At 68.9% G+C, this 23,277-nt stretch carries 22 protein-coding genes; 7 read left to right on the top strand and 15 right to left on the bottom strand.

What is annotated here, in order from left to right; all coding sequences use genetic code 11:
• Positions 1–186: 186 nt before the first annotated feature.
• The 8 genes from ACIQF0_RS27765 to ACIQF0_RS27730 are packed head-to-tail and all read right to left on the bottom strand — an operon-like array spanning position 187 to position 6,746.
• Entirely contained in the window at positions 187–573 is a 387-nt protein-coding gene (locus tag ACIQF0_RS27765) for a metal-sulfur cluster assembly factor (protein ID WP_093601376.1), read from the bottom strand.
• A complete protein-coding gene (gene sufU, locus ACIQF0_RS27760; protein WP_360031310.1) occupies positions 570–1,010 on the bottom strand; it encodes a Fe-S cluster assembly sulfur transfer protein SufU in 441 nt (146 codons plus the stop codon). The genes ACIQF0_RS27765 and sufU overlap by 4 nt, the downstream gene beginning before the upstream one ends.
• On the bottom strand, positions 1,010–2,287 hold the full coding sequence (locus tag ACIQF0_RS27755) for a cysteine desulfurase (RefSeq protein ID WP_401033848.1): 1,278 nt from the start codon (positions 2,285–2,287) through the stop codon (positions 1,010–1,012). Before ACIQF0_RS27755 ends, sufU begins: the two co-directional genes overlap by 1 nt.
• Before the next feature lie 26 nt (positions 2,288–2,313).
• Positions 2,314–3,087 carry a Fe-S cluster assembly ATPase SufC gene (gene sufC, locus ACIQF0_RS27750; protein WP_360031314.1) on the bottom strand — a complete coding sequence of 258 codons (774 nt, stop codon included), beginning with the start codon at positions 3,085–3,087 and terminating at the stop codon, positions 2,314–2,316.
• Positions 3,088–3,120: 33 nt separating this feature from the next.
• Entirely contained in the window at positions 3,121–3,435 is a 315-nt protein-coding gene (locus tag ACIQF0_RS27745) for a non-heme iron oxygenase ferredoxin subunit (RefSeq protein WP_093601368.1), read from the bottom strand.
• Positions 3,432–4,589 (bottom strand): Fe-S cluster assembly protein SufD, encoded by a 1,158-nt coding sequence (gene sufD / locus ACIQF0_RS27740; RefSeq protein ID WP_401033844.1) that lies wholly within the window; start codon positions 4,587–4,589, stop codon positions 3,432–3,434. The genes ACIQF0_RS27745 and sufD overlap by 4 nt, the downstream gene beginning before the upstream one ends.
• A gap of 1 nt (position 4,590) precedes the next feature.
• Positions 4,591–6,045: a Fe-S cluster assembly protein SufB gene (gene sufB, locus ACIQF0_RS27735; protein WP_401033841.1), complete on the bottom strand. Its 1,455-nt coding sequence runs from the start codon at positions 6,043–6,045 to the stop codon at positions 4,591–4,593.
• A complete protein-coding gene (locus ACIQF0_RS27730) occupies positions 6,042–6,746 on the bottom strand; it encodes a helix-turn-helix transcriptional regulator (protein ID WP_401033838.1) in 705 nt (234 codons plus the stop codon). The genes sufB and ACIQF0_RS27730 overlap by 4 nt, the downstream gene beginning before the upstream one ends.
• Before the next feature lie 94 nt (positions 6,747–6,840).
• Between ACIQF0_RS27730 and mptB the strand changes: the two genes are divergently transcribed.
• The 4 genes from mptB to ACIQF0_RS27710 all read left to right on the top strand — a co-directional run bounded on the left by mptB (position 6,841) and on the right by ACIQF0_RS27710 (position 13,585).
• Positions 6,841–8,382: a polyprenol phosphomannose-dependent alpha 1,6 mannosyltransferase MptB gene (mptB, locus tag ACIQF0_RS27725; protein ID WP_360031321.1), complete on the top strand. Its 1,542-nt coding sequence runs from the start codon at positions 6,841–6,843 to the stop codon at positions 8,380–8,382.
• A 77-nt stretch (positions 8,383–8,459) separates the two neighbouring features.
• A complete protein-coding gene (locus tag ACIQF0_RS27720) occupies positions 8,460–12,116 on the top strand; it encodes a patatin-like protein (RefSeq protein WP_401033836.1) in 3,657 nt (1,218 codons plus the stop codon).
• Positions 12,113–12,649 carry a TetR/AcrR family transcriptional regulator gene (locus ACIQF0_RS27715; protein ID WP_401033834.1) on the top strand — a complete coding sequence of 179 codons (537 nt, stop codon included), beginning with the start codon at positions 12,113–12,115 and terminating at the stop codon, positions 12,647–12,649. The genes ACIQF0_RS27720 and ACIQF0_RS27715 overlap by 4 nt, the downstream gene beginning before the upstream one ends.
• A 93-nt stretch (positions 12,650–12,742) precedes the next feature.
• Positions 12,743–13,585 (top strand): oxidoreductase, encoded by an 843-nt coding sequence (locus ACIQF0_RS27710; RefSeq protein ID WP_401033832.1) that lies wholly within the window; start codon positions 12,743–12,745, stop codon positions 13,583–13,585.
• A gap of 76 nt (positions 13,586–13,661) precedes the next feature.
• Here the strand turns inward: ACIQF0_RS27710 and ACIQF0_RS27705 are convergent, their stop codons facing one another.
• The gene (locus tag ACIQF0_RS27705) at positions 13,662–15,647 is read right to left on the bottom strand and encodes a glycosyltransferase (protein ID WP_360031328.1); all 1,986 of its coding nucleotides are present in this window, start codon (positions 15,645–15,647) and stop codon (positions 13,662–13,664) included.
• The gene (locus ACIQF0_RS27700) at positions 15,644–16,219 is read right to left on the bottom strand and encodes a DUF998 domain-containing protein (RefSeq protein WP_360031330.1); all 576 of its coding nucleotides are present in this window, start codon (positions 16,217–16,219) and stop codon (positions 15,644–15,646) included. Before ACIQF0_RS27700 ends, ACIQF0_RS27705 begins: the two co-directional genes overlap by 4 nt.
• Before the next feature lie 201 nt (positions 16,220–16,420).
• Here ACIQF0_RS27700 and ACIQF0_RS27695 point away from each other — a divergent pair, with 201 nt between their 5' ends.
• Genes ACIQF0_RS27695 through ACIQF0_RS27685 form a run of 3 tightly spaced genes read left to right on the top strand, consistent with a single transcriptional unit; the run spans position 16,421 to position 19,016 of the window.
• A complete protein-coding gene (locus tag ACIQF0_RS27695; protein ID WP_360032500.1) occupies positions 16,421–17,326 on the top strand; it encodes an ABC transporter ATP-binding protein in 906 nt (301 codons plus the stop codon).
• Positions 17,323–18,081 (top strand): ABC transporter permease, encoded by a 759-nt coding sequence (locus ACIQF0_RS27690; RefSeq protein ID WP_401033828.1) that lies wholly within the window; start codon positions 17,323–17,325, stop codon positions 18,079–18,081. Before ACIQF0_RS27695 ends, ACIQF0_RS27690 begins: the two co-directional genes overlap by 4 nt.
• Positions 18,082–18,092: 11 nt before the next feature.
• A complete protein-coding gene (locus ACIQF0_RS27685; RefSeq protein WP_401033920.1) occupies positions 18,093–19,016 on the top strand; it encodes a heme A synthase in 924 nt (307 codons plus the stop codon).
• Here ACIQF0_RS27685 and ACIQF0_RS27680 read toward each other — a convergent pair.
• The 5 genes from ACIQF0_RS27680 to ACIQF0_RS27660 form a co-directional block, all read right to left on the bottom strand.
• Positions 18,995–20,098, bottom strand: a complete 1,104-nt coding sequence (locus ACIQF0_RS27680) for an ankyrin repeat domain-containing protein (protein ID WP_401033826.1) — start codon at positions 20,096–20,098, stop codon at positions 18,995–18,997. The two genes, ACIQF0_RS27685 and ACIQF0_RS27680, sit on opposite strands and share 22 nt — an antisense overlap.
• Positions 20,099–20,107: 9 nt before the next feature.
• Positions 20,108–20,572 carry a transcriptional regulator gene (locus tag ACIQF0_RS27675; RefSeq protein ID WP_360031338.1) on the bottom strand — a complete coding sequence of 155 codons (465 nt, stop codon included), beginning with the start codon at positions 20,570–20,572 and terminating at the stop codon, positions 20,108–20,110.
• 51 nt (positions 20,573–20,623) lie between these two features.
• Positions 20,624–21,910, bottom strand: coding sequence for a hypothetical protein (locus ACIQF0_RS27670; protein WP_401033823.1), 1,287 nt, complete (start codon positions 21,908–21,910; stop codon positions 20,624–20,626).
• A 57-nt stretch (positions 21,911–21,967) separates the two neighbouring features.
• Positions 21,968–22,534 (bottom strand): Uma2 family endonuclease, encoded by a 567-nt coding sequence (locus ACIQF0_RS27665; RefSeq protein ID WP_401033820.1) that lies wholly within the window; start codon positions 22,532–22,534, stop codon positions 21,968–21,970.
• Between the two features lie 147 nt (positions 22,535–22,681).
• On the bottom strand, positions 22,682–23,200 hold the full coding sequence (locus ACIQF0_RS27660) for a hypothetical protein (RefSeq protein WP_093601339.1): 519 nt from the start codon (positions 23,198–23,200) through the stop codon (positions 22,682–22,684).
• Between the last annotated feature and the right edge of the window lie 77 nt (positions 23,201–23,277).

Genomic DNA, 23,277 nt, shown 5'->3' with positions numbered 1-23,277 from the left:
CCAGGGGCGCGCGAGAACGAGCCTCCCGAATCGAAGGCGTGAGCCGGAAGCCCCCAGGCCGACTGGCACCGTCCACCATCCCAGGCGCACCCGGGGCCGTCACTAGCGCTTCCGGACCAACCGCTTGCACACAAAGCAAACGGCGCGCACCCCGCGTGGGGTGCGCGCCGTTCGAACGAACTGAGATCAGACGGTGAAGCCCAGCGCGCGCAGCTGCTCGCGGCCGTCGTCGGTGATCTTCTCCGGACCCCACGGCGGCATCCACACCCAGTTGATGCGGAAGTCCGCCACGAGGCCACCGCTGCCACCGCCGGTGAGGGCGGCGCGGGTCTGGTCCTCGATGACGTCGGTCAGCGGGCAGGCCGCGGACGTGAGCGTCATGTCGATCGTGGCGACGTTCTTCTCGTCGACGTGGATGTCGTAGACGAGGCCGAGGTCCACGACGTTGATGCCGAGTTCCGGGTCCACGACGTCGCGCATCGCCTCTTCGAGGTCGTCGAGCGCGGCGACGTCAGCTTTGGGCTCGAAGACCGGCATGCCTTCGGCTCCCCGGACGACTTCCTCGGTGCTCATGCTGCTCCCTGGCTTCGTGCTACTGCGTCTTTGAAGGCCATCCAGCCCAGCAGCGCGCACTTCACGCGCGCCGGGTACTTCGAGACACCGGCGAAGGCGATGCCGTCCTCGAGGACGTCCTCGTCGGGCTCGATCTGGCCGCGGCTCTGCATCAGCTCGACGAACGCGTCCATCTTCTTGAACGCCTCGCCCACGGGCTTACCCACGACGAGGTCCGTCAACACCGACGTCGAGGCCTGGCTGATCGAGCAGCCCTGGCCGGCGTAGGAGACGTCCTTCACCAGGTCGCCGTCGAGCTTGACCCGCAGCGTCACCTCGTCGCCGCAGGTCGGGTTGACCTGGAACGACTCCGCGTCGAACGGGTCCCGCAGGCCTCGGCCGTGCGGGTTCTTGTAGTGGTCCAGGATGATCTCCTGGTACATCTGCTGGAGCTGCATCAGGCCACCCCGAAGAACTTCTGCGCCTCGCGGACTCCGTCGACCAGTGCGTCGACCTCGTCCAGCGTGTTGTACAGGTAGAACGTCGCGCGCACCGACGACTGCGCGTTCAGGCAGCGGTGCAGCGGCCACGCGCAGTGGTGGCCCACGCGGACGGCGATGCCCAGGCTGTCGAGCACCTGGCCGGCGTCGTGCGGGTGGACGCCCTCGATCTCGAACGGCACGGCGCCGCCTCGGTCGGCCGCGTCCAGCGGGCCGATCAGGCGAACACCCTTGACGCCCGACAGACCTTCCAGCGCGGCAACGGTCAGCGCGTGCTCGTGGGCGTTGATCCGCTCCATGCCGACGACGCTCAGGTAGTCCACCGCGGCACCCAGACCGACGGCCTGGGACGTCATCGGCGAACCGGCCTCGAAGCGCTGCGGCGGCGGTGCGAACGTCGAGCCCTCCATCTTCACCAGCTCGATCATCGAACCGCCGGTGATGAAGGGGGGCAACGCCTCCAGCAGTTCTCGGCGTCCATAAAGGACACCGATGCCGGACGGGCCGAGCATCTTGTGGCCGGAGAACGACGCGAAGTCGACGCCCAGCTCGTGGAAGTCGACCGGGCTGTGCGGAACGGACTGGCACGCGTCCAGCACGGTCAACGCGCCGACCTTCTGCGCGGCGGCGACCAGGAGCCGAACGGGGTTGATCACGCCGGTCACGTTCGACTGGTGCGTGAACGCCACGACCTTGGTGCGCGGCGTGATCACGCTGTCCACATCGGACAGGTCGAGACGACCGTCCGGGGTCAGCTCGAACCACTTCAGCGTCGCGCCGGTGCGAGAAGCGAGTTGCTGCCACGGAACGAGGTTCGCGTGGTGCTCCATCTCGGTCACGACGATCTCGTCGCCGGGACCCACGACGAAGCGCGCGGCCTCGGGACCCGAGGTCGCGGCGTTGCCCATCGCGTACGCCACGAGGTTGAAGCCCTCGGTGGCGTTCTTGGTGAACACCAGCTCGCCGAACGAGGCACCGACGAAGTCCGCGATGCGCTGACGCGCACCCTCGTACTCGTCGGTCGCTTCCTCGGCCAGCTGGTGGGCGCCCCTGTGCACAGCGGCGTTGTGCTGCTCCAGGAACGCGCGTTCCGCGTCCAGAACCTGCGTCGGGCGTTGCGAGGTGGCGCCGGAGTCCAGGTAGACCAGGCGCTTCCCGTCACGAACGGTGCGAGACAGGATCGGGAAGTCCGCCCTCAGGGCGGCTACGTCCAGTGGTGCTGCGGTGGTGGTCACAGCGCCTCCTCTCAACACCTAGAACGTCAGGAAAGGGCTGCGGCTTCCTTGGATCCGGTGTACTTCACGTAACCCTCGGACTCGAGCACGTCGGCCAGCTCGCGGCCACCGGACTCGACGATCCGGCCGTTCGCGAAGACGTGCACGAAGTCCGGCTGGATGTACTTGAGGATCCGGGTGTAGTGCGTGATCAGCATGACGCCGACCTCACCGGAGGCCTTGTACCGGTTCACGCCCTCGGACACGACGCGCAGGGCGTCGACGTCCAGGCCGGAGTCGGTCTCGTCCAGGATCGCGATCTTCGGCTGGAGCAGGCCCAGCTGCAGGATCTCGTGGCGCTTCTTCTCACCGCCGGAGAAGCCCTCGTTCACCGAACGCTCGGCGAACGCCGGGTCGATGTCGAGGTCGGCCATCGCACCCTTGACCTCCTTCACCCAGTGGCGAAGGGCCGGGGCCTCGCCGCGGACGGCGGTGGCGGCGGTGCGCAGGAAGTTCGACATCGAGACGCCGGGGACCTCGACCGGGTACTGCATGGCGAGGAAGAGGCCCGCGCGGGCGCGCTCGTCGACGGACATCTCGAGGACGTCCTCGCCGTCGAGGGTGACGGTGCCCGAGGTGATCGTGTACTTCGGGTGCCCGGCGATCGCGTAGGACAGCGTGGACTTGCCGGAGCCGTTGGGGCCCATGATGGCGTGCGTCTCGCCGGCCTTGATCGTCAGGTCGACGCCCTTGAGGATCTCCTTGGGAGCGTCCTCGCTGACGACCGAGACGTGCAGGTCCTTGATCTCAAGGGTGGCCATGACTTGCCGTTCTCCTGGTGGTGTAGCTAGAAGTCAGTTCGTGGTGACGGTGACGTCGACGAAGACGTCGCCGTCACGGATGTCGACGGCGTAGACGTCGACCGGTTCGCTGGCGGGTGGCGACGAGGGCTTGCCGGTCTCCAGGTCGAAGCACGACCCGTGCAACCAGCACTCGATCCCCTTGCGGGAGACCTCGCCCTCGCTCAACGACACCGCGGCGTGCGAGCACAGATCCGCGAGTGCGTGCACCCGCTCGCCGTCGCGCACCAGCACCAGATCGACGTCGTCGACGCTGGCCGCGAACGGCTTGCGGTCGTCCAATGAGGACAGTGCACACACCTTGATCACGTGCCGACCGCCTCGAGCTCTGCCTCGATGGCGGCCTCGAGGCGCTCGCGCACCTCGGGGACGGCGATCTTCGCGATCAGCTCCTGGAAGAAGCCGCGCACGACGAGACGCCGTGCCTGGTCCTCCGGAATGCCGCGCGCCTGCAGGTAGAACAGCTGCTCGTCGTCGAACCGGCCGGTGGCGCTGGCGTGGCCCGCGCCCTCGATCTCGCCGGTCTCGATCTCCAGGTTCGGCACCGAGTCGGCACGCGCGCCGTCGGTCAGGATCAGGTTCCGGTTCAGCTCGAACGTCTCGGTGCCCTCGGCCGCCGCGCGGATCAGCACGTCGCCGATCCACACGGTGTGCGCGCCATCGCCCTGCAACGCGCCCTTGTAGACGACGTTGCTGCGGCACTTGGCCTGCGCGTGGTCGATGAACGGCCGGTGCTCCTGGTGCTGACCCGCGTCCGCGAAGTACAGACCGAACAGCTCCGCGTCGCCACCGCGACCCGCGTACTGCACGACCGGCGTCACGCGCACGACGTCGCCGCCGAGCGTGACCACGGTGTGCTTGATGGTCGCGTCGCGGCCGAGCTTCACGTGGTGCTGCGAGACGTGCACGGCGTCATCGGCCCAGTCGTGGATGGTGATCACCGTGAGGTGAGCGCCGTCCGCGACGAGGAACTCGACGTTGTCCGCATACGCGCCGGAGCCGCGGAAGTCCAGAATCACGGTGCCCTCGGCGAACTGAGAGGCCTTGATCTGGATGTGGCCGTAGGCGACGGCGCCGACGCCCGCGCCGGTCACCGTGACGGTGGTCGGCTCGGTCTTGGTGTCGCCGGGCAGCGTCACGATCGTGGCGTTCTCGAAGGACGAGTACGCCTGCGCCGCGACGCGGTCACCGGGGGTGCCGGCGGTGCCGAGCCGCGAGTCGTCACGACCCACGGTCTCGACGGTGACGCCGGCGGCGGCGGACACCTCGACGGCAGCGGAACCCGTTGCCGCAGCGCCGGAGTGCAGACCGGCAAGACGCTTGAGAGGCGTGAAGCGCCAGATCTCCTCACGGCCACCCGGGACCTCGAACGCTTCTACGTCGTAGGACGCGAAGTGCTCAGCGCGCGAGGCGACCGGGGTGACAGCGCCGTGGGAGTGAGGTTTCGTAGACAGGGCGGCCATGTCAGCCGACGGCCCCTTCCATCTGCAGTTCGATCAGGCGGTTCAGCTCGAGGGCGTACTCCATGGGGAGTTCGCGCGCGATGGGCTCGACGAACCCGCGCACGATCATCGCCATGGCCTCGTCCTCGTTCAGGCCGCGCGACATCAGGTAGAACAGCTGGTCCTCGGAGACCTTCGAGACCGTGGCCTCGTGACCCATCTGCACGTCGTCCTCGCGGACGTCGACGTACGGGTAGGTGTCCGAGCGGCTGATGGTGTCGACCAGCAGCGCGTCGCACTTCACCGTGGACTTCGAGTGGTGCGCCCGCTTGTTGACCTGGACCAGGCCGCGGTACGACGTGCGGCCACCGCCCCGCGCCACCGACTTCGAGATGATCGTCGAAGAGGTGTGCGGTGCCATGTGGACCATCTTGGCGCCGGCGTCCTGGTGCTGGCCCTCGCCCGCGAACGCGATCGAGAGGACCTCGCCCTTGGCGTGCTCGCCCATCAGGAAGACGGCCGGGTACTTCATGGTCACCTTGGAGCCGATGTTGCCGTCGACCCACTCCATGGTCGCGCCCTCTTCGGCCTTGGCGCGCTTGGTGACCAGGTTGTAGACGTTGTTCGACCAGTTCTGGATCGTCGTGTAGCGGCAGCGGCCGCCCTTCTTCACGATGATCTCGACGACGGCCGAGTGCAGCGAGTCCGAGGAGTAGATCGGCGCCGTGCAACCCTCGACGTAGTGCACGTAGGCATCTTCGTCGACGATGATCAGCGTGCGCTCGAACTGGCCCATGTTCTCGGTGTTGATCCGGAAGTAGGCCTGCAGCGGGATGTCCACGTGGACACCCTTCGGCACGTAGATGAACGAGCCGCCGGACCACGTCGCGGCGTTGAGCGCCGAGAACTTGTTGTCACCCGCGGGGATGACGGAGCCGAAGTACTCCTTGAAGAGCTCCGGCTGCTCCTTGAGCGCCGTGTCGGTGTCCAGGAAGAGGACACCCTTCTCCTCCAGGTCCTCGCGGATCTGGTGGTAGACGACCTCGGACTCGTACTGGGCGGCGACACCCGCGACGAGGCGCTGCTTCTCGGCCTCCGGGATGCCCAGGCGGTCGTAGGTGTTCTTGATGTCCTCGGGCAGGTCCTCCCAGCTGGTGGCCTGCTTCTCGGTGGACCGCACGAAGTACTTGATCGAGTCGAAGTCGATCCCAGAGAGGTCAGCGCCCCAGCTCGGCATCGGCTTGAGGTCGAAGAGCTTGAGCGCCTTCAACCGGTACTCGAGCATCCACTCGGGCTCGCTCTTCTTCGCCGAGATGTCGCGGACGACATCCTCGCTGAGGCCTCGGCGTGCGCTCGCGCCGGCAGTGTCCGAGTCGGCCCAGCCGAACTCGTAGTTGCCGAGAGACGCGATGGTCTCTTCCTGCGTGAGCGGAGACTGCACCGTGGTGGGCGTGCGCTGCTCGGCAGCGGCAGTCATGCGGGCTCCCCTCCATCATCTGGGATCCGATTTGCAATGTTCGGGATGTGCGTCGTGCACACGGCGTGGCCGCGGGCGATCGTCGCGAGGCGCTGCACGTGGGTACCGAGGAGGTTCGCGAACGTCTCCGTCTCGGTCTCGCACAGCTGGGGGAACTCGGCGGCGACGTGGGCGACCGGGCAGTGGTGCTGGCACAACTGCTCGCCCGTACCCACGTTTCGCGCCGCCGCAGCGTAACCCTCCCTGGTCAACGCGGTCGCAAGGGCCTTGGCCCGTTCGGCGGGCGTGACCTGGGCCACGATCGTCGAACGATGACCGTCCACGAGTGCGTCGACACGACTTTGCGCAAAGGCGCGCACTGCCTCTTCCCCACCCGTCTGGGCGAGGAACCTGAGGGCGGCGACCGCGAGGTCGTCGTAGGCGTGGCCGAACCGGGCGCGTCCGGCGTCAGTCAGAAGGAACAGCTTCGCGGGACGGCCACGGCCACGTTGGGTCTGCCGCGGTGCGTCCCTCGTCGTCGCCTCACCGTCCGCGAGCAGCGCGTCTATGTGACGACGCACGGCCGTGGGACTGATGCCCAGCTCCTCGGCGACACCCGCCGCGGTGACCGGGCCCTGCTCCAGGAGGAGCCTGGCGACAGCACGCCGAGTCTTGCCGTCGTGCTGCGGCACGGCGTCAAGGAAGCTCTCGGCGTTTTTCACAACACCAGTGTTGCGTATTTAGCCGGAGGTAGCAAAGATCGCGGTCACAGGGTGACCTGACTCACGGCTGAACGTGGCTCGATACCCTCCTGACATGTCCACGAACGGCGGAGCTGTAACTCCGGAGAGCGACCTCTTGAACGGTCGGGAGCGTCGCCAGCTGGACATCGTCCGTCGCTGGGGCACCATCGGCGCGTTGCTGCTGACCGTCGGATCCCTGGGCGGCGGGGCCGCGCCCATCTACTCGCCGCTCTACGGCGTGCCCGTTCTCGGGCTTTTCTCGAGGATGCCCAGTGTCGCGATGGGGGTCGTCTGGACCGGCATCTTCATGATCGTGTCGGCCTGGCTGGCGCTCGGCCGGTTCGTGAAGCCCGGCAGGCCGCGGCTGATCTCGCGCGGTCAGATGGACCGCACGCTGCTGATGTGGACCGTTCCGCTGGTCTTCTGCGTGCCGATGTTCTCCCGCGACGTGTACTCGTACCTGGCGCAGAGCGAGATCGCGGCGCGCGGGCTCGACCCGTACGAGCTGGGGCCCGCGAACGCGCTGGGCGTCGACCACGTGCTGACGCGCGGTGTGCCGAACATCTGGCGGGAGACGCCGGCGCCGTACGGGCCGCTGTTCCTGGCGTTCGGCCGGTTGACCGCGATGCTGACCGGCGACCACGTGGTGTCCGGCGTGTTCGTGCACCGGCTGCTGGTGCTGGTCGGCCTGGGCATGATCGTGTGGGCGCTGCCCCGGCTCGCCGCCCGGTTCGGGGTACCGCCGGTCGGCGCGCTGTGGCTGGGCGCGCTGAACCCGCTGGTGCTGTTCCACATCGTCATCGGCGTGCACAACGACGGACTGGCGCTCGGCCTGATGCTGGTCGGCCTGGAGCTCGCGATGCGCGGGCTGGAACCGTTGAAGTGGTCGTGGATCGCGCTGGGCGCCGGGGTCATCGTGTGCGGGGCGATGGTGAAGATCCCCGCGATGGCCGCTCTGGGCTTCCTCGGCGTGATGGTGGCGCGCAAACTCGGCGGCCAGTTCAAGCACCTGGCGCTGGTGGCCGCGATCATGGCCGGTATCGCCGCGGTCGGGGTGGTGGTGATCTGCCTCGGCACCGGGTTCGGGTTCGGCTGGGTCGAGACGCTGAACGTCGCGTCGACCGTGAAGTCGTGGATGTCCCCGCCGACCGCGCTGGGCTTCCTGGGGGCCGGCACCGGGATCATGCTCGGCCTGGGCAACCACACCGAGGCCATGATCTCGCTGACCAGGATGCTCGGGCAGGGCGTGTCCGTCGTGATCACGATCGTGCTGCTGTGGCGCAGCTTCAAGGGCCGGATCAAGGCGATGAACGGGCTGGGCGCGGCACTCGGCGCGATCCTGGTGCTCGGGCCGGTGCTGCAACCCTGGTACGTGCTGTGGGCGGCGATTCCGCTGGCCACCGCGGTGGTCGGGCCGAAGTTCCGGATGTTCGCCATGGTGACCTCGGCGATCATCGCGATCATCCTGCCGCCGACCGGGTCCGCGTTCGACGGGCGCGCCTACACGGTGCCCCAGGCGGTCGCGGGCGCGGTGATCACGTTCGCCATCTGCGTGCTGATCGCGCGCAAGCGGGTCGGGCCGTTCCTGAAGTCCGATCCCGCCGGGCAGGTCTGATCGGACCGGTAACCCCGTTCCTCCGGCGGACGACCTACTGGACGTAGGAAGATCGTCGCCGGAGGGGGTGACGTGTGATGTCCGAACAACCCATGTCGCGCGAAGAGGTCCGGTTCGCCGTCGTGCTCAACGGGGGCGTGAGCCTCGCCGTCTGGATGGGCGGCGTCGTGCTGGAGCTCGACCGGCTGACCAGGCCCGGATCGGTGTACCAGCCGCTGCTCGACCTGGTCGGCTGCACGGCCAGAGCGGACGTCATCGCGGGCACGTCCGCGGGCGGCATCAACGGCGCCGCGCTGGCGTTGTCGCAGGTCAACAAGCACGCCGACCTGACGAGGCTCCGGGATCTCTGGGCCGAGCAGGGCCGGATGGAACAGCTGCTGCGCACTCCGTTCCGCGGCCAGCCGGCGTCGCTGCTCAAGGGCGACGAGTTCTTCCTCCCCCGGTTGCAGGAGGCGCTGGCGCGGCTCACCACGGACTTCGAGCCCACCGAGCCGGACCAACGCCCGATCGACCTGCGGATCACCACCACGCTGCTGGGCGGCGTTCCGACGATCACCTACGACGACCTGGGCCAGCCGCTGACCCAGTCGGTGCACCAGGGCTCGTTCTCGTTCCGCCGCGACCCGTACACCTGGGTCTCCGAGGACACCCGCGACGACTTCACGCCCGCCACGCTGAACGACCGCGTGCTTCAGCTCGCGCTGGCCGCGCGCAGCAGTGCCAGCTTCCCGTTCGCGTTCGAGCCGAGCTTCATCCCCGTCGGCGGCCAGGCGACGCCGGACCGCCCGGACATGGCGGACGTCGCCAGCTGGGCCAACGGCGCCGACCGCAGCAGGTTCGCGGTCGACGGTGGCGTTCTCGTGAACACGCCGACGAAGGAGGCGCTCGAAGCCATCGACCGGATGCCGGCGGACGGGCCGGTGCGGCGGGTGATGCTGCTGGTCTTCCCGCACGCCGAGCCGCTGGGTTCCGAGCCGATGGCCGACGCGATCGACAGCGGGCTGACGACGGTCGGGTCCGGCGGCAAGCTGCTGGGCGCGATGTCCAGCCAGGCCAACAGGACCTACGTCGAGAAGATCGAGGAGCACAACCGGCGCGCCGCGAGCAGCAGGGGCGGCCGGATGTCGTTGCTGGAACGCCTGCACGCGGGCGGCGACGACGTGGTCGGCGAGGTGTACTCGCTGGCGGACAAGCTCTTCGGCCACTACGAGGACATCGAGATCCGGCTGGCCGCCCGCCAGGTGACGGCGCAGCAGTTCGCGCTGCCCAAGGGGAATCCGGCGAACTGGTCGTTCGAACGGGCGCGCCGGGCCGCGGAGACCGCGCAGCGCAAGTGGAAGAAGCTGCACGGCGTCCTGCCGTACGTGCCGGGGGTGCGGCTGCCGGGCGTCGTGTGCCGCGAGGACACGGGCTGGGAATGGGGCATCACGATGGCCGAACGCCTCGGGGCGTCGGCACTCGACCTGCTCAAGCGGCTCGTGTGGGTGGTGGACGAGGGCCAGGCCGAGGAGATCACCACGGTCCGCCGCGAACTCCACCAGGTCCGCGCCGAACTGCGTCGGCTGCGCACCGAGCTGTTCGACTGGAAGCCGTCCGACTCGCTCGGCGAGACCTACTGGACCGGCAGGCTCGCGAGCTACCACGAGCACCTGATCGACGGGCATCTCGGCCTGGAGGTCAGGGCTCAGGTCGCCGAGATCGGCCGGATCGTCGGCGCCGCGCGGAAGGTGATCACGGAGCTCGACGAGCGCCGCCTGAAGCTCGGCGGCCTGGTCTGCTGGCACGCCCTGCTCGACCCCGCGGCCACCCCGGCGGAGGCCGGGCTCGACGACGGCGAGCGGTGGCTCAGTCGCCTGCTGGCGCTGGAGATCGCCGGCACGTGCCTGTCCGACGACGCGTCGACCGGGCTGGACACGGCGGTCGAGCTGGTGCAGGTGTCGCTGCAGACCCGCAACGCGTTCGCGCAGCAGTCGATCACGGCCGACGACAAGGCCGGTGGGGCGTCGCTGTCGCGGTTCTCCGGGTTCCTCAAGCGGTCGTGGCGGGTCAACGACTGGATCTGGGGACGGCTCGACGGCGCCACGATGCTGTGCCGCGTGCTGTTCGACCCGCGCCGGTTGCGCAGGATGGACCTCCTCGGACGGCCTGACGGTGACGAGCGCACGGCGGAGGAACGGGCGGGGGCCGTGGTCGACCAGGTCGTCACGGCGATGTTCGGCCTGGAGCTGCCGATGCAGGTCGCCGTGTGCGCGGAAGAGGCGAAGAAGGAACTCTGCGGCATCTACGAGACCGAGAACGAGCTGTCGCCGTCGTCGATGAAGCTCGCCGAGCTGGCCGCGTGGGGCCTGCACTGGCGGATCATCTGCGAGGAGCTCCCCCGGCTGCGGGCCGCGATCATCGCCGACCGCGGTGACGGCGCCGACAAGCGTTCGCGCGGTGAGCTGTTCCTCGAAGAGCACGCGGACCTGTTGCGGCGCCTGGAATATCCGCACGAGCACACGGTCACGCTCGGCATGTCGGCGCTCAACGCCTTCGACCGCGCCGGCATCGGCCGTGAGCCACTCACCCAGGAAGCGGCGTCGGACCAGATGATCCGCACGGCCGCGAACGCCGCGGCCGTCGCCGTCACGGTCGCCGACTCCGAACGGTCAGGGCTCGCCGCCGTCCGTCCCGTGACGCGCGTGGTCCGCGGGGCCGCGCTGCTCCCCTACTGGACGATCACCGGTCTGACCCGCGGCGGCAACCTCGCGCAGTTCCTCGGGCTGCTCGGGCTCGCGGTCGGCGGCGCGCTGGTCGTGATGGCGTTGTTCGGCATGCTGCCCGCGTGGGCGGCGGGTCCGGGCGCGGCGATCGGCGCGGCCAGCCTCCTCGCGGCTTTCGGTTACGCGGCCCTGCGCAGCGGCACGATGCTGCACGGGCTGGTGTTGCTGTCCCCCGTGATTCCGTTGGTGGCCATAGCCGTCGAGCGGATGCCGGACGACAACGCCGAGATCACCACCGGCACGATCACGGTGGCCGGCGTCGCCGCCGTCGTCGTGGCCCTGCTGGTGCTCGGCTCGTTGCCCGCGCCGATCCGCACGCCGCTCGCCGTGCTGGCCGACTTCCGGCCGTTGCAGATCGTCAAGCGCCGCTGGAAGCAGGCGGCCGTGGTGCTGGCCGTCGCGGGGATGGTCTGGTCGGTGTGGCGGTTCGAGCTGCACCTCAAGCCGTGGCTGGTGATCCCGGCTTCGGTCCTCTGTGGAGCGTTCGGCGTCTACATGGCGCTGTCGAGCGGCAAGTCGCTGCAGCGCTGGCGCCGGGTCGAGGGCGTGTGGGGCACGGAACGCGCGGAGCCTCCCGCCGCCGCGACCGCCGGCTGGGCCGTCGTCTACGGCGTGGTTTACCTGGCGATCGCCGACGTGCTGCTGGTCATCGGGCCGCGCGGGTGGGGCTGGCAGGCGGTGATCGGCACCGCGCTGGCGTTCGGCCTGACGCTGCTGCTGATCACGTCCTGGTACGTGCCGCGGATCGAACGCCGCCGGATCCGCGAGCAGCTGGTGGCCGAGGCGATTCCGGCGATCTACCCGGACGGCTCCGACGTCGCGGCGACGTTGCGCGAACGGCTGGAGGGGCACGCCTCGCTGTACCGGTTCCTGGTGAAGGGCGAGGGCGAGCACCCCGGCGAGCTCAGCCTCTCCCAGGCCGGGCTGCTCGTCGCGCAACGGATCGGGGAGAAGCTCAGGGCACGCGCGTGAGGGCCGACGCGACGCGCAACGTCGAAGCGGTGCTGCGGGCGGCCGCGCGGGTGTTCTCGGCGGACCCCCTCGCGCGGATCAGCGACGTCGCCGCCGCGGCCGGCGTGGACAAGCGGACCGTCTACCGGCGCTTCGACTCCCGCGAGGACCTGCTGCTGGCGGTCTACCGCACGCGGCTGGACCGGCTGGAGGCGCTGATCGAAGAGGCCTTCTCCGGCGAACGACCGGTGCGCGACGCGCTGCTGGCGTTCGCCGAGGGCGGCATCCGGCTCAGCCGCGACTGGCCCGTCGACATCCGCGCGGTGACCGATCCGGCGATCCAGCGGCGCCGCGAGGAGCTGGACGAGCGGATGGACGGCTTCCTGCGCCGTGCCGAGGAGGCGGGCGTGATCGCGTCCGGACTGCCCGCGGGCTGGACGTTGCGGATGCTGCAGACCCAGCTGCACACGGTCGCGCAGGAGATGCCGTCACTTCAGCCCGGTCCGGCCGCCGAACTCGTGATCGAGACGTTCCTGCACGGCGTGGGCGCCTGACCTGTGACCGAGGCCATGCCCCTCGCGGGCATTTCCGGGCTGCCTCCGGCGTCGTAAGTGTCATAGAGAGTGACACTTACGAAGGAGCGGACGATGTCGAAGACGTGGCTCATCACCGGGGCGTCGCGGGGTTTCGGGCGCAGGCTCGCCGAGGCCGCGGCAGAGGCGGGTGACCGCGTCGTCGCGACGGCGCGACGCCCTGAACAGCTCGAAGACCTGGTGGAGCGGTTCGGGGACCGGGTGCGCACGATCGCGCTGGACGTCACCGACCCGGACGCGGCCCGCCGGGCGGTCGAGCGGACCGTCGAGGTGTTCGGCTCGCTCGACGTGGTCGTGAACAACGCGGGATACGCCAACAGCGCGCCCATCGAGGAGATGGCCGAGGACGACTTCCGCGCCCAGATCGAAGCGAACCTGTTCGGCGTCGTGAACGTGACCCGCGCGGCGTTGCCCGTGTTGCGGCAGCAGCGTTCCGGCACCTTCGTGCAGTTCTCGTCGGTCGGCGGCCGCGCGGGTGGCACGCCGGGCATGGGCGCCTACCAGACCGCGAAGTTCGCGGTGGAGGGCTTCTCCGAGGTGCTGGCGAACGAGGTGGCGCCGTTCGGCGTGCGGGTCGTGATCGTCGAGCCGGGCGCGTTCCGCACCGACTGGCAGGGTTCCTCGATGGTCCGCCACGAGGCCGGCCCCGACTACGACGAGACCGTCGGCGCGATCAACCGCTTCCGCGACGAGACCGACGGCGTGCAGCCCGGCGACCCCGCCCGTGCGGCGCGGGTGATCCTCGACGTCGTCGCCTCGGACGAGCCGCCACGTCGTCTGGTGCTGGGTGCCGCCGCCGTCGAGACGGTGCTGGCGGCGGAGGCCCGCAGGAGTGCGGAGACGCAGAAGTGGGCCGAGATCAGCGCCTCCGCGGACTTCCCCGCGGACGAACGCTGACCCCGGCCCTGGCAACCGGCCTGGACACCCGGCCCGACGATTCCCCCGTCAGGCCGCGTCCCTCCCCGCCTGAACCTCAGGCCGCCAGCGCGATGACGGGGACCGTCTGGCCCATCGCCCGCGCGTACAGCGCCTCGAAGCGCTCCAAGGTCGTCGCCAGCGCGTGGTGCGAGATGATCTCGCTGCTGGCGGCGCCCATCCGCGCCCGCATCGGCGCGTCGTGCACCAGCGTGTGCAGGCGCTGGGCCAGCTGGTTCACGTCGCCGGGCTCGAACAGCCAGCCGTTGCGGCCGGGGTGCACGAGGTGCGGCAGCGCCATGGCGTTCGCGGCGATCACCGGCTTGCCCGCGGCCATCGCCTCCATCGTCGCGAGGCTCTGCAGTTCCGCGACACCGGGCATGACGAACAGGTCGGCGCGGGCGTAGGCGTCGAGCAGGTCGTCCTCGGACACGAAGCCGTGGAAGCGGACCCGGTCGGTGATGCCCAGGTCGCGGGCCAGCAGCTCCCACTCGGCCTTGCAGGTGCCGTCCCCGACGATCTCGCCGAACGCGCCGGGCACGCGAGCCAGGGCGCGCAGGAACTCGTCGACGCGCTTCTCCTCGTCCAGCCGTCCGACGAACAGCGCGGTCGGCCGGTCGTTGTGGGTGACCTCGCGCTGGTAGCGGGCGATGTCGATGCCGCACGAGACGGGCACCGCGCGTTCGGGGAAACCGCTGTCGTGCAACAGCTGCACGGCGCGCGGGGTCGGCGCGGTGACGACGTCGGCGCGGCCGAAGACGCGGGCCAGGTCGCGGTAGGCGAACCTGCGGGCCATGCCCTGCAGGAACTTCGGCAGGTGGGCGTGGCTGAACAGGTTCTCCGGCATGAAGTGGTTCGTGGCGAGCGTCGGAATCCCTTGGGCGACAGCGGAGTTCAGGACGAACCGGCCCACCACGAAGTGCGCCTGGACGTGCACGACGTCCGGCCTGAGCGACTTGACCAGTTCGTCGGCCTCCTTCGACGCCTGCCACGGCAGGCAGAAGCGGAAGTCCGGGTAGAACGGGAGCCGGTGCGAACGCAGCCGGTGGACCGTGACACCGGGGATCTCCGTGGCCCTGGGCGAGTCCGGGGCGATGACGTGGACGTCGTGACCGTTCTCGGCGAGCCCGACCGCCAGGCGCTGCGCGAAACGCGCGGCACCGTTGACGTCCGGCGGGAACGTGTCCGCGGCGATGACGACGCGAAGCGCGCTGGAGGTGTTCACGAGAAGCTCCGTTCGGATGTTTTCACGAGGTTGACGAGCAAGTGCGAACACGCCGCTAACGGCGGCGAGAGCGCAGGCGAACAGCGCGACACCGGTCAAAGGAGACAAATGTGCTGCTTCGCCGAGCAGGAAGGCGCCGAGGCCGACCGCGACCAGCGGGTCCACCACGGTCAGGCAGGCGACGGCGAGATGAGGAGGTCCGCCGGCGTAGGCGTGCTGGACCAGCCAGCCGCCGACGGCGAGTGAGATGGCGATGCCGAGCACGGACGCGAGGTGCGAGAGCCCGAAACCGCCTTGCTGCACCGACTGTGAGACAGCACGCATCAGCACGGACACATACCCGTACGCAACGCCACCAGCCGATGCGAACGCCACGGCACGAATGCGCGCGTTCGGCGTAAGGGCTGCGATCACGCCCGGCACCGCGATCAGGCCGAGAGTCACGAGTCCGGCGGTGAGTTCGACGTCCGGCACGACCTTGGTCGCGGTCGCACTGCCCGAGGCGAGCAACACGAACGCACCCACGCCCACGGTCGTGAGCAGGATCGCCGGCAACTCGCGGAAACGGCGGTCCATCAACGCGGTCATGCCGATCGCGAGGACACCGATCGGCTGCACGACGGTCAACGGCGCCATGCCGAGCGCGGCCGCGTGCACCCCGGCACCGCCGACGAGCAGCGCGAACCCGGCGAGCCACCGGGGCTGGCGGAGAACACTGGCACGGGCACCGGTCTCGGCGATCGCGTCGTGCTGCAGGCGGGCCGCGAGGGCGAAGCACACGGCACCGAACACGGCGAGCGTGATGGCGAGCATGGTCATGAGGTGCGCCTCACCTGTAGTGCCGCGATGGCGAAAAGGAGTCCGTAAAGGGATGCGAACAAAACGCGTTCCGTAAGTCCGCGCGCCTCGAAACCGGCGAAGGAAACGTGACTCACCAGAAACGCCGCACTCGAGACGCTCGCCGTTATTGCGACACCGAGCAGAGCCGGAAATTTGCGGGCGATGAGCACACCGGCCGCGGGCAGAGCCATGAACATGACCGCTCCGGCGTATCGGTGGACATAGCCGGACAACGAGGTCGGCGCTCCCGTCGGATCGGTCGGGAAGATCGTCGACACGGTCAGACCCGCCGACCAGACGCCGATCAGCCACTGCGCTGACCTGCCTACACCCCGCAGGTTGACGGCGAGCAACGCCGAGACGGCCGCGAGACTAAGAGACGTCGCCGCGAGCCAGCCCGTGCCGTTGTTCACGAACACGTAGTCGCTGATCACGTCCGTGACCGGGTTGAGCTGACCTGCCGACATCACATGCAGGTAGAAAATCGGAACCAGTGAGAACACCAGCCCCCCGACCACCAGGCCCCGCCTTTTCGCCCCCGCCTCGATCACGACAAAAGTCTCTTGTGAACGCGGTGATCAACCAATGGGGAACTCCCCCGAGGGGACCCTGAGGTGTCCCTGAGTCGCAGGGGTAGGGCTAGCCCCACCTTTTTCAGCTCTGCTTCAGGAATGGGCCGAATGACCCAGGTGCGTGCGCATTGCCCGGACCGCCTAGGCTGCGTGCTCGTGAGCCCGAATCCCCAGCCTGCGGTGGAAGTGTCGGGGCTGGTCAAGAGATACGGCTCGAAGACCGCCGTCGACGGCCTCGACCTCGTTCAGCAGCCCGGCACCGTTCTCGCCCTGCTCGGGCCCAACGGCGCGGGCAAGACGACGACCGTCGAGATCTGCGAGGGCTTCCGCACCGCCGACGACGGCTCGGTGCGCGTGCTCGGCATGGCGCCGGGCTCCGAGGCGCTGCGGCCGCGGATCGGCGTGATGCCGCAGGGCGGTGGCGGTTATCCCGGCATTCGCGCCGAGGAGATGCTGAACCTCGTCGCGGCCTGCGCGGCCAACCCGCTCGATCCCAAGTGGCTGATCGAGATCCTGGGACTCGGTGGTGCCGTGCGCACCCCGTACAAGAGGTTGTCCGGCGGCCAGCAGCAGCGGCTCTCGCTCGCGTGCGCGTTGATCGGACGTCCCGAACTCGTGTTCCTGGACGAGCCGACCGCGGGCATGGACCCGCAGGCGCGCCGTCTGGTGTGGGACCTCGTGGGGGCGCTTCGCGACGACGGCGTGGCCGTGCTGCTCACGACGCACCTGATGGACGAGGCCGAGGCGCTCGCGGACAACGTCGTGATCATCGACGAGGGCCGCGTGGTCGCGCAGGGCTCGCCCGCGGAGCTGACCGCCAACCGGCCGGACGACCAGCAGCTGCGGTTCCGCGCGCGACCCGGTCTCGACCTCACGTTGCTGTCCGCCGCACTGCCCGAGGGCCTGAAGGTGCGCGAGGCGACAAAGGGCGCGTACGTCGTGGAAGGCATGATCGACCCGCAGGTCGTGTCCACCGTGACGTCGTGGTGCGCTCAGCAGGGCGTGCTGGCCGAGGAGCTCACGGTGGCCAAGCGCAGCCTCGAAGACGTTTTCCTGGAGCTGACCGGCAGGGAGCTGCGCTCGTGACCACCTTCGCTCCCGGCACGTTCAAGCCCGCGCCCGGCCGCGGTTCGTTGCCGCGCATGCTCTTCGTGCACGCGCGCACCGAGGCGTTGCTGACGTTGCGCAACGGCGAGCAGATCCTGCTGACCGTGATCATCCCGCTGGCGTTGCTGGTGGCTCTGTCGTTGATGTCGGTGATCCCGATGCCGGAGCCGCGCGTCGGGTCCGCCACCGCGCGGATCTTCGCGCTGGCGATCATCTCGTCGGCGTTCACCGGGCAGGCCATCGCTCTCGGGTTCGACCGGCGTTATGGCGTGCTGAAGCGGCTTTCGGCCTCGGCGCTGCCCCGGTGGCTCTTGGTCGCCGGACGGGTCTGCGGCGCGCTGGTCGTGGTCGCGTTGCAGATCGTGTTGCTCGGCGTGACGGCGTTGATCCTGGGCTGGCGCTTCCCGCTGGCCGGTCTGCCGTGGGTCGTGCTGCTGATCGTCCTGGGCACGCTGACGTTCGGTGCGCTGGGCGTGCTGCTGGGTGGGGCGCTGCGCGCCGAGATCGTGCTGGCGCTGGCGAACATCATCTGGTTCGTGCTGCTTATGGTCGGTGGCGTGGCTCTGTCGGTGCCGGTCGGGTTCGTGCACCTGCTGCCATCCGCCGCTCTGGCTGAAGCTCTGGAAACCTCTGTGGTGCACGGCACCGCTCCGGGTGTGGGCCCGATCGCAGTGCTCGTGGCCTGGGGCGTTGTCGCGGGCGCTCTGGCTACCCGGACGACTCGCCTCACCTGACGACACCTACGATCGTTGGCGTGTCGAAGCTGACCGCCTTCCTCGTGTCCTGGCAGCGCGCCTTCGCGATTGCCGTCGTCATCGCGCAGGCCGGAATCGCGGTCACCGGGTCGATCGTCCGCGTGACCGGCTCGGGCCTGGGTTGCCCGACGTGGCCGCAGTGCGTCGAGGGCAGCGTCGTCCCGGTCGAGCACCCCGAGGTCGCGGCACTGCACCAGTGGGTCGAGTTCGGCAACCGCACGCTGACCGGTGTCGTCGGCGTCATCGCGGGCCTGTGCGTGCTGGCGGCCTGGTACAACCTGCCGCGGCGCAGGCGAGTTCTCGTGCTCTCGCTCGTCCAGCTCGTCGGTGTGGCCGTGCAGGCGGTCGTCGGCGGCATCACCGTGCTGACCGGCCTGGCCTGGTACACCGTGTCGATCCACTTCATGATCTCGATGGGCCTGGTGTGGATGGCCGTGCTGCTCGTGAGCTCGCTGTCCGAAGGTGACGGCCCGGCTCGCTTGAAGGTGCCGGCGCCGTTGATGAAGCTCCAGGTCGTCATGGCCGTCGTGCTGGGCGCGTTGCTGCTCGCGGGCACGTGGGTCACGGCCGCCGGCCCGCACGCCGGCGACTCGGCGACCCCGCGTCTGGGCGTCGAGGTGGCGACTTTGGCGCAGATCCACGCGGACCTGCTGTTCCTGTTCCTGGGCCTGCTGATCGCGGTCGGGTTCTTCACCCGCACCCGCTCCTACTGGACGTTGGTCGGCGTCGTGCTCGCTCAGGGCGCGCTGGGCATGGTGCAGTACTGGACGGGCGTGCCCGAGGTGCTGGTGTCGATCCACGTGCTCGGCGCCGGTGCTGTTGTCGTTGCCACGGCTGCTTTGTGGACGTCGTCACGTGAGCGCACGCACGAGGTAGAGCTGCCCTCCGACGATCAGGCGCTCAGCAAGGCCTGAGCTTCTCCCCGGTCGTTGTGACCGGCCCAGTTCGCCGGTGTCGCCTCGAAGTTGACGTCCGTGATCGTCTTGTCGGCGCCCGCGTCGAGCAGGATCCGGATCACCTCGAGGTGGCCGCGTTCGGCCGCCAGATGCAGCGCCGTCACACCCTCGCCGTGCATCGGCCCGCCGAAACCCGTGCGCTGGTTGGGATCCGCGCCCAGGTCGAGCAACGTGCGGGTGGCGTTCTCCAGCCCGCACCAGGCCGCCCACGCGAGTGCGGTGCCGCGGTAGACGTCCGCGTCGATCCGGGCGCCGCGCTTGAGCAGGTCGCCCAGGACCTCGGTGCGGTCGTTGCGCGCGGCCCACGACAACGCCTCGTCGAGCACTTCCTGCGGGTCGTTCGTCGGCCACCAGCGCGGGAAACCGCTGTGGGGCCGGTAATAGCCTCTCCTGGCCTCCGGTTCGGTCGCCAGGTCCAGGTCTCCCAGGCCGGCCGCGGTGCGCAGGTTCGGCGGGTGAACTCCCCTTCGCGCCAGAAGTTCGGCGGCTTCTCCGTTGCCCCAGAACAACGCGACGGTGAGCGGCGTGCCGCCTTCGCCGCGTGCGTCCAGATCGGTGCGAGCGCCCTTGGCGAGCAGCAGTTCCGCGAGGTTCGGCAGGTTCGAGTACGCCGCCTGGTGCAACGCCGTCCAGCCGTGGACGTTCTGGTGGTCGATGTCCGCGCCGTCGTTGAGCAGCACCTCGACCAGCCGCTCGTCGCACTTGGCCGTCGCCAGCCCGAGCAGGTCGTTGCCGTTGGTACCGCTGGCCTTCACGAGCCACGGGTCGCGCGTGATGATCGCCTTGAGCTCACCGGGGTTCTGCATCTCGATGGCCTGGTAGGCACGGGCGAACGGCCGCGGCTTGCGGATGTTGGCCTTGAGCGCCTTCCAGTCCTCACACCCGTGCGCCTGGGCAAGGACGCTGTGCGCGCCCTCGTCCGTCAACGGCACGTCGTCGAAGACCTCCAGCGCACCGGGCACGCCGTCCCACGCGGAGGCCAGCAATCCCCTGGCCCGCTCCTCGTAGTACTCGATGTCGTCGCGAAACGGGTGCCACATGGCACCACGCTACTTCGGCGAGGCGGGCCTGCGCTCCCACAAAGCGGGCAGTTCCTCTGAGAGCCAACCGTAGAGGTGGTCGACCGTCCTGAGCCGCATCGACCGCTCCGGATCACCACTGAGCAACCGCATGCCGTCCTCGGTGAGCGTCTGGACGCTGGCGATGGCGTTGAGCTTGCGCTGGATGAAGTCCGTCCAGGCCTTCTCGTTGATCCGGTACTCCGCCGCCTGCCGGCCACGCCGGGTCCGCTTGGTCACCAGCCCGACGTTGACCAGGTACTTGAGGTTCGTGCTGATCGACCCGCTGCTCGCCTCCAGCTCCTGCGAGAGCTCGGCGGCGGTGCGCTCCACCGGCTGGCAGATCAGCAGGTAGCCGAGGATGCGACCGCCGATCAGCGGGATGCCCTCCTCGGCGAAGTGGGCCGCGAACCGCTCGATCCAGGCGGACAGACGGGTCTCGCGTCCGACGCTCATCAGTGATCCCTTTCGGTCGACACTGAAATCATCGTAGCGATCTTGTCAACGTCAGCCGAGGTCGTATGGCTTGGCTTCCGCCCACAGGGCCTCCGCCTCACCGAGAAACGATTGGAAGCTGAAGCCGTCTCCGGGATGCAAGACGAACTTGGGTTCACCAGCAGCCTGATAGGTGTAGTACTCCGCGTACACGGCGGCGCTCGGCCCCGCACTGTCGACCGCGAACACACCGATGGGCAGCGGATGGCTCGTCAGCCTCACCGACAGATTCCCGTTGGTGAGCCGTTTCAGCTCGCCCAGCAGCCGGAGACTCCCTTGAATTCTTTCCCTGGCCGCGTCGCCGGAGCGTCCGGCGTAGTACCGCGCGGCCACCACGTCCACGGCGGGTGCCGCCGGATCCACGAGCAGGAATCGCAGTCTCTGTCCGTTGTGGAGACGTGTCTCGAGCTTGCCGAACTGCGAGTTCACGAAGTGATTCCTGGCCACCCCGGTGATCAGTACCTCCTCAGCGGTATCGAGCACCTCGGTGAGATCTGCGCCGAACGCTTCACTGAATCCTGGACGACCAGCACGCGCCGACCGGACTCGAGCGCTCAGGGGCCACTCGACGCCGGATGCCCATAGCCGCTCGGCCTCATCGCTGAAGTGCTGGAACCAGGGTGCGTCGCCCTTCGCCAACACCATGATCGGCGCCGCTTCGCTCTCCGGATGAAACTCGTAGTGCTGCACATACAGGACAGCGTTCGGTTTCTGCACGTCAAGGCATGTGAAGCCAGCCGACGGGATACAGGACAGCACCCGGACGTCAAGCACTCCGCCGTGCCTGTCGCGCAACGCGGTGAGGTCGTCCAGTGTCGCCCTGATCCGGGCACGCAATTGATCAACACCCTGTGGATACGGCTGGTGGCCGTTCACGATCGCCAGAAGAGGCTCGTTCGTGGGATCCAGCACCAGCACTCTGACTCGTCCGCCGCTCCTGAGGATGGCGGGTAGTGCGGTGCGCATGCCCTGAACGTTCCTGGTCATGGAGATTCCCACAAGAAGGAACTCGGACGCTGACTCCCGCCTCGCGATCAGGTCCTGAGGAAAATCCGCCTGAAGGACGCTCGCGGAGCCGGTCACTCGGCTGATCTGCTGGGTCAGCTTCCTCGACTTGATCTGCGAGAAGGCGAGGATGGCCAGCAGAGCGAGCACGGCCGACGCGAGCTTGTCGAGGCCGACCAGCCCCGTGATGCCGAGGATCGTGAAGACCAGGCCCACCAGGGCGAGGAGGTAGAGGTCGAGGTTGTCGTCGGCGACGAACGCCCGGACTCGCTTGCTCCACCCTCTGTCGCTCACGGTGCGCAGGTTACGGCTGTAGGCCCACGCCGGTCAGCAAGATCGACCAAGATCCGGTCAACGGCGCGGCTTGTGCAGATCGGCGGGGTCGAAGGTGACAGAGATAGTGCCGACCACGTGCACCGGTTCCCGATTGCCCGGCGTCAGCGTCACGACGTCCGAGTACACGCCACCGTTCAGCCGGTGGCAATAGATGACCGGCCCGTCCGCTATGTCGAGCTCCACCCGCCAGTACGCGGGCACACCGGCAGCGGCAAGAGCGGCGGGCTTCTCCAGGCGGTCGCTCTTCTTCGTGGACGGGCTGACGATCTCGACCACCAGCGCGACGTTCGCGACGTCGACGGACACGGTCTCGACCCGTTCGGTCGTCACGACCACGCCCGGGATGTAGCCGAAGTGCTCGCCGACCCGGACACCGATGGCGGTCAACGCCTCCATGCCCTCCGAGGCAACGGCGTCGTCGAGGATTCGGGCCAGCCTGTCTCCGACCCTCTGGTGCTTGGCGGCCGGTGCGGGAGTCACGACGAACCGCCCGTCGACCAGCTCGATGCGACGGCCCTCTTGGGGGTCAAGACTCTCCCAGTCGTCCAGGGTGTAGCCGTCCAGACGCCGTGCGGTGGTCATTGCCTCACCCCTCAACTGGCCTTCTGTCTCTGGTCGACCCACAGCTCAGTGGTGCACGAGAACTGACGCTAGAAGGCGGAAGCCTTCCAACGCCAGTTGCTGGTGACCGAACAACCAGAAAGAGCAGGCGCTTGGAGAAACTCCAAGTCAGCAGACAGGCGCGAGCGGAGTCGTCTCGTCCGGCCCTGGCCGGCGGCGCCACCGGTCCAGCTTCGCGTGCTCGGTCAGCGAGATCAGCGTCTCCCGCACCGAGAGCCGGACGCGCGGGTCGCAGTTCACGACCGGCACGTCGGGCGAGATGCCCATGCCGCGAATGATGGCCTTCACGTCCGACCGAACGGACGCGTGCACGTTGTTCAGCGCGAGCACGTACGGGATGTTGTGGTCCTCGAAGTACCGCATCGCGTCCACGGAGTCCGCGGGGCGCATCACGTCGAAGAGCACGACGGCACCGACGGCGCCGCGCACCACATCTCCCCAGCCCGCGCGCGGGTCCTGCCACTGCGGGGCCACGAAGAGGTGCAGCGCCAGGCCGGGGTCGAGCCACACGCGTCCGAACTGGATGCGCACCAGTTCCGTCACGGCACCCGCGCGTTCCGGCGGCAGTGCGTTCATCGTCAGGAGATCGTTCTCCACGATGGACCTGATGAAAGTGCTCTTGCCCACGCCGAAGCCACCGGCGACGACAATCTTGGCCGAGGTCAGCTCCCGACCGGGCGGCCCTGGGGGCCCGAATTCGGGAA

This window comes from Lentzea sp. NPDC092896 (assembly GCF_044754905.1).
In the GTDB taxonomy this organism is placed as follows: Bacteria; Actinomycetota; Actinomycetes; order Mycobacteriales; family Pseudonocardiaceae; genus Lentzea.
Note: the sequence above shows the minus strand (reverse complement) of the source record. Positions and strands in the feature narration are given on the sequence as shown.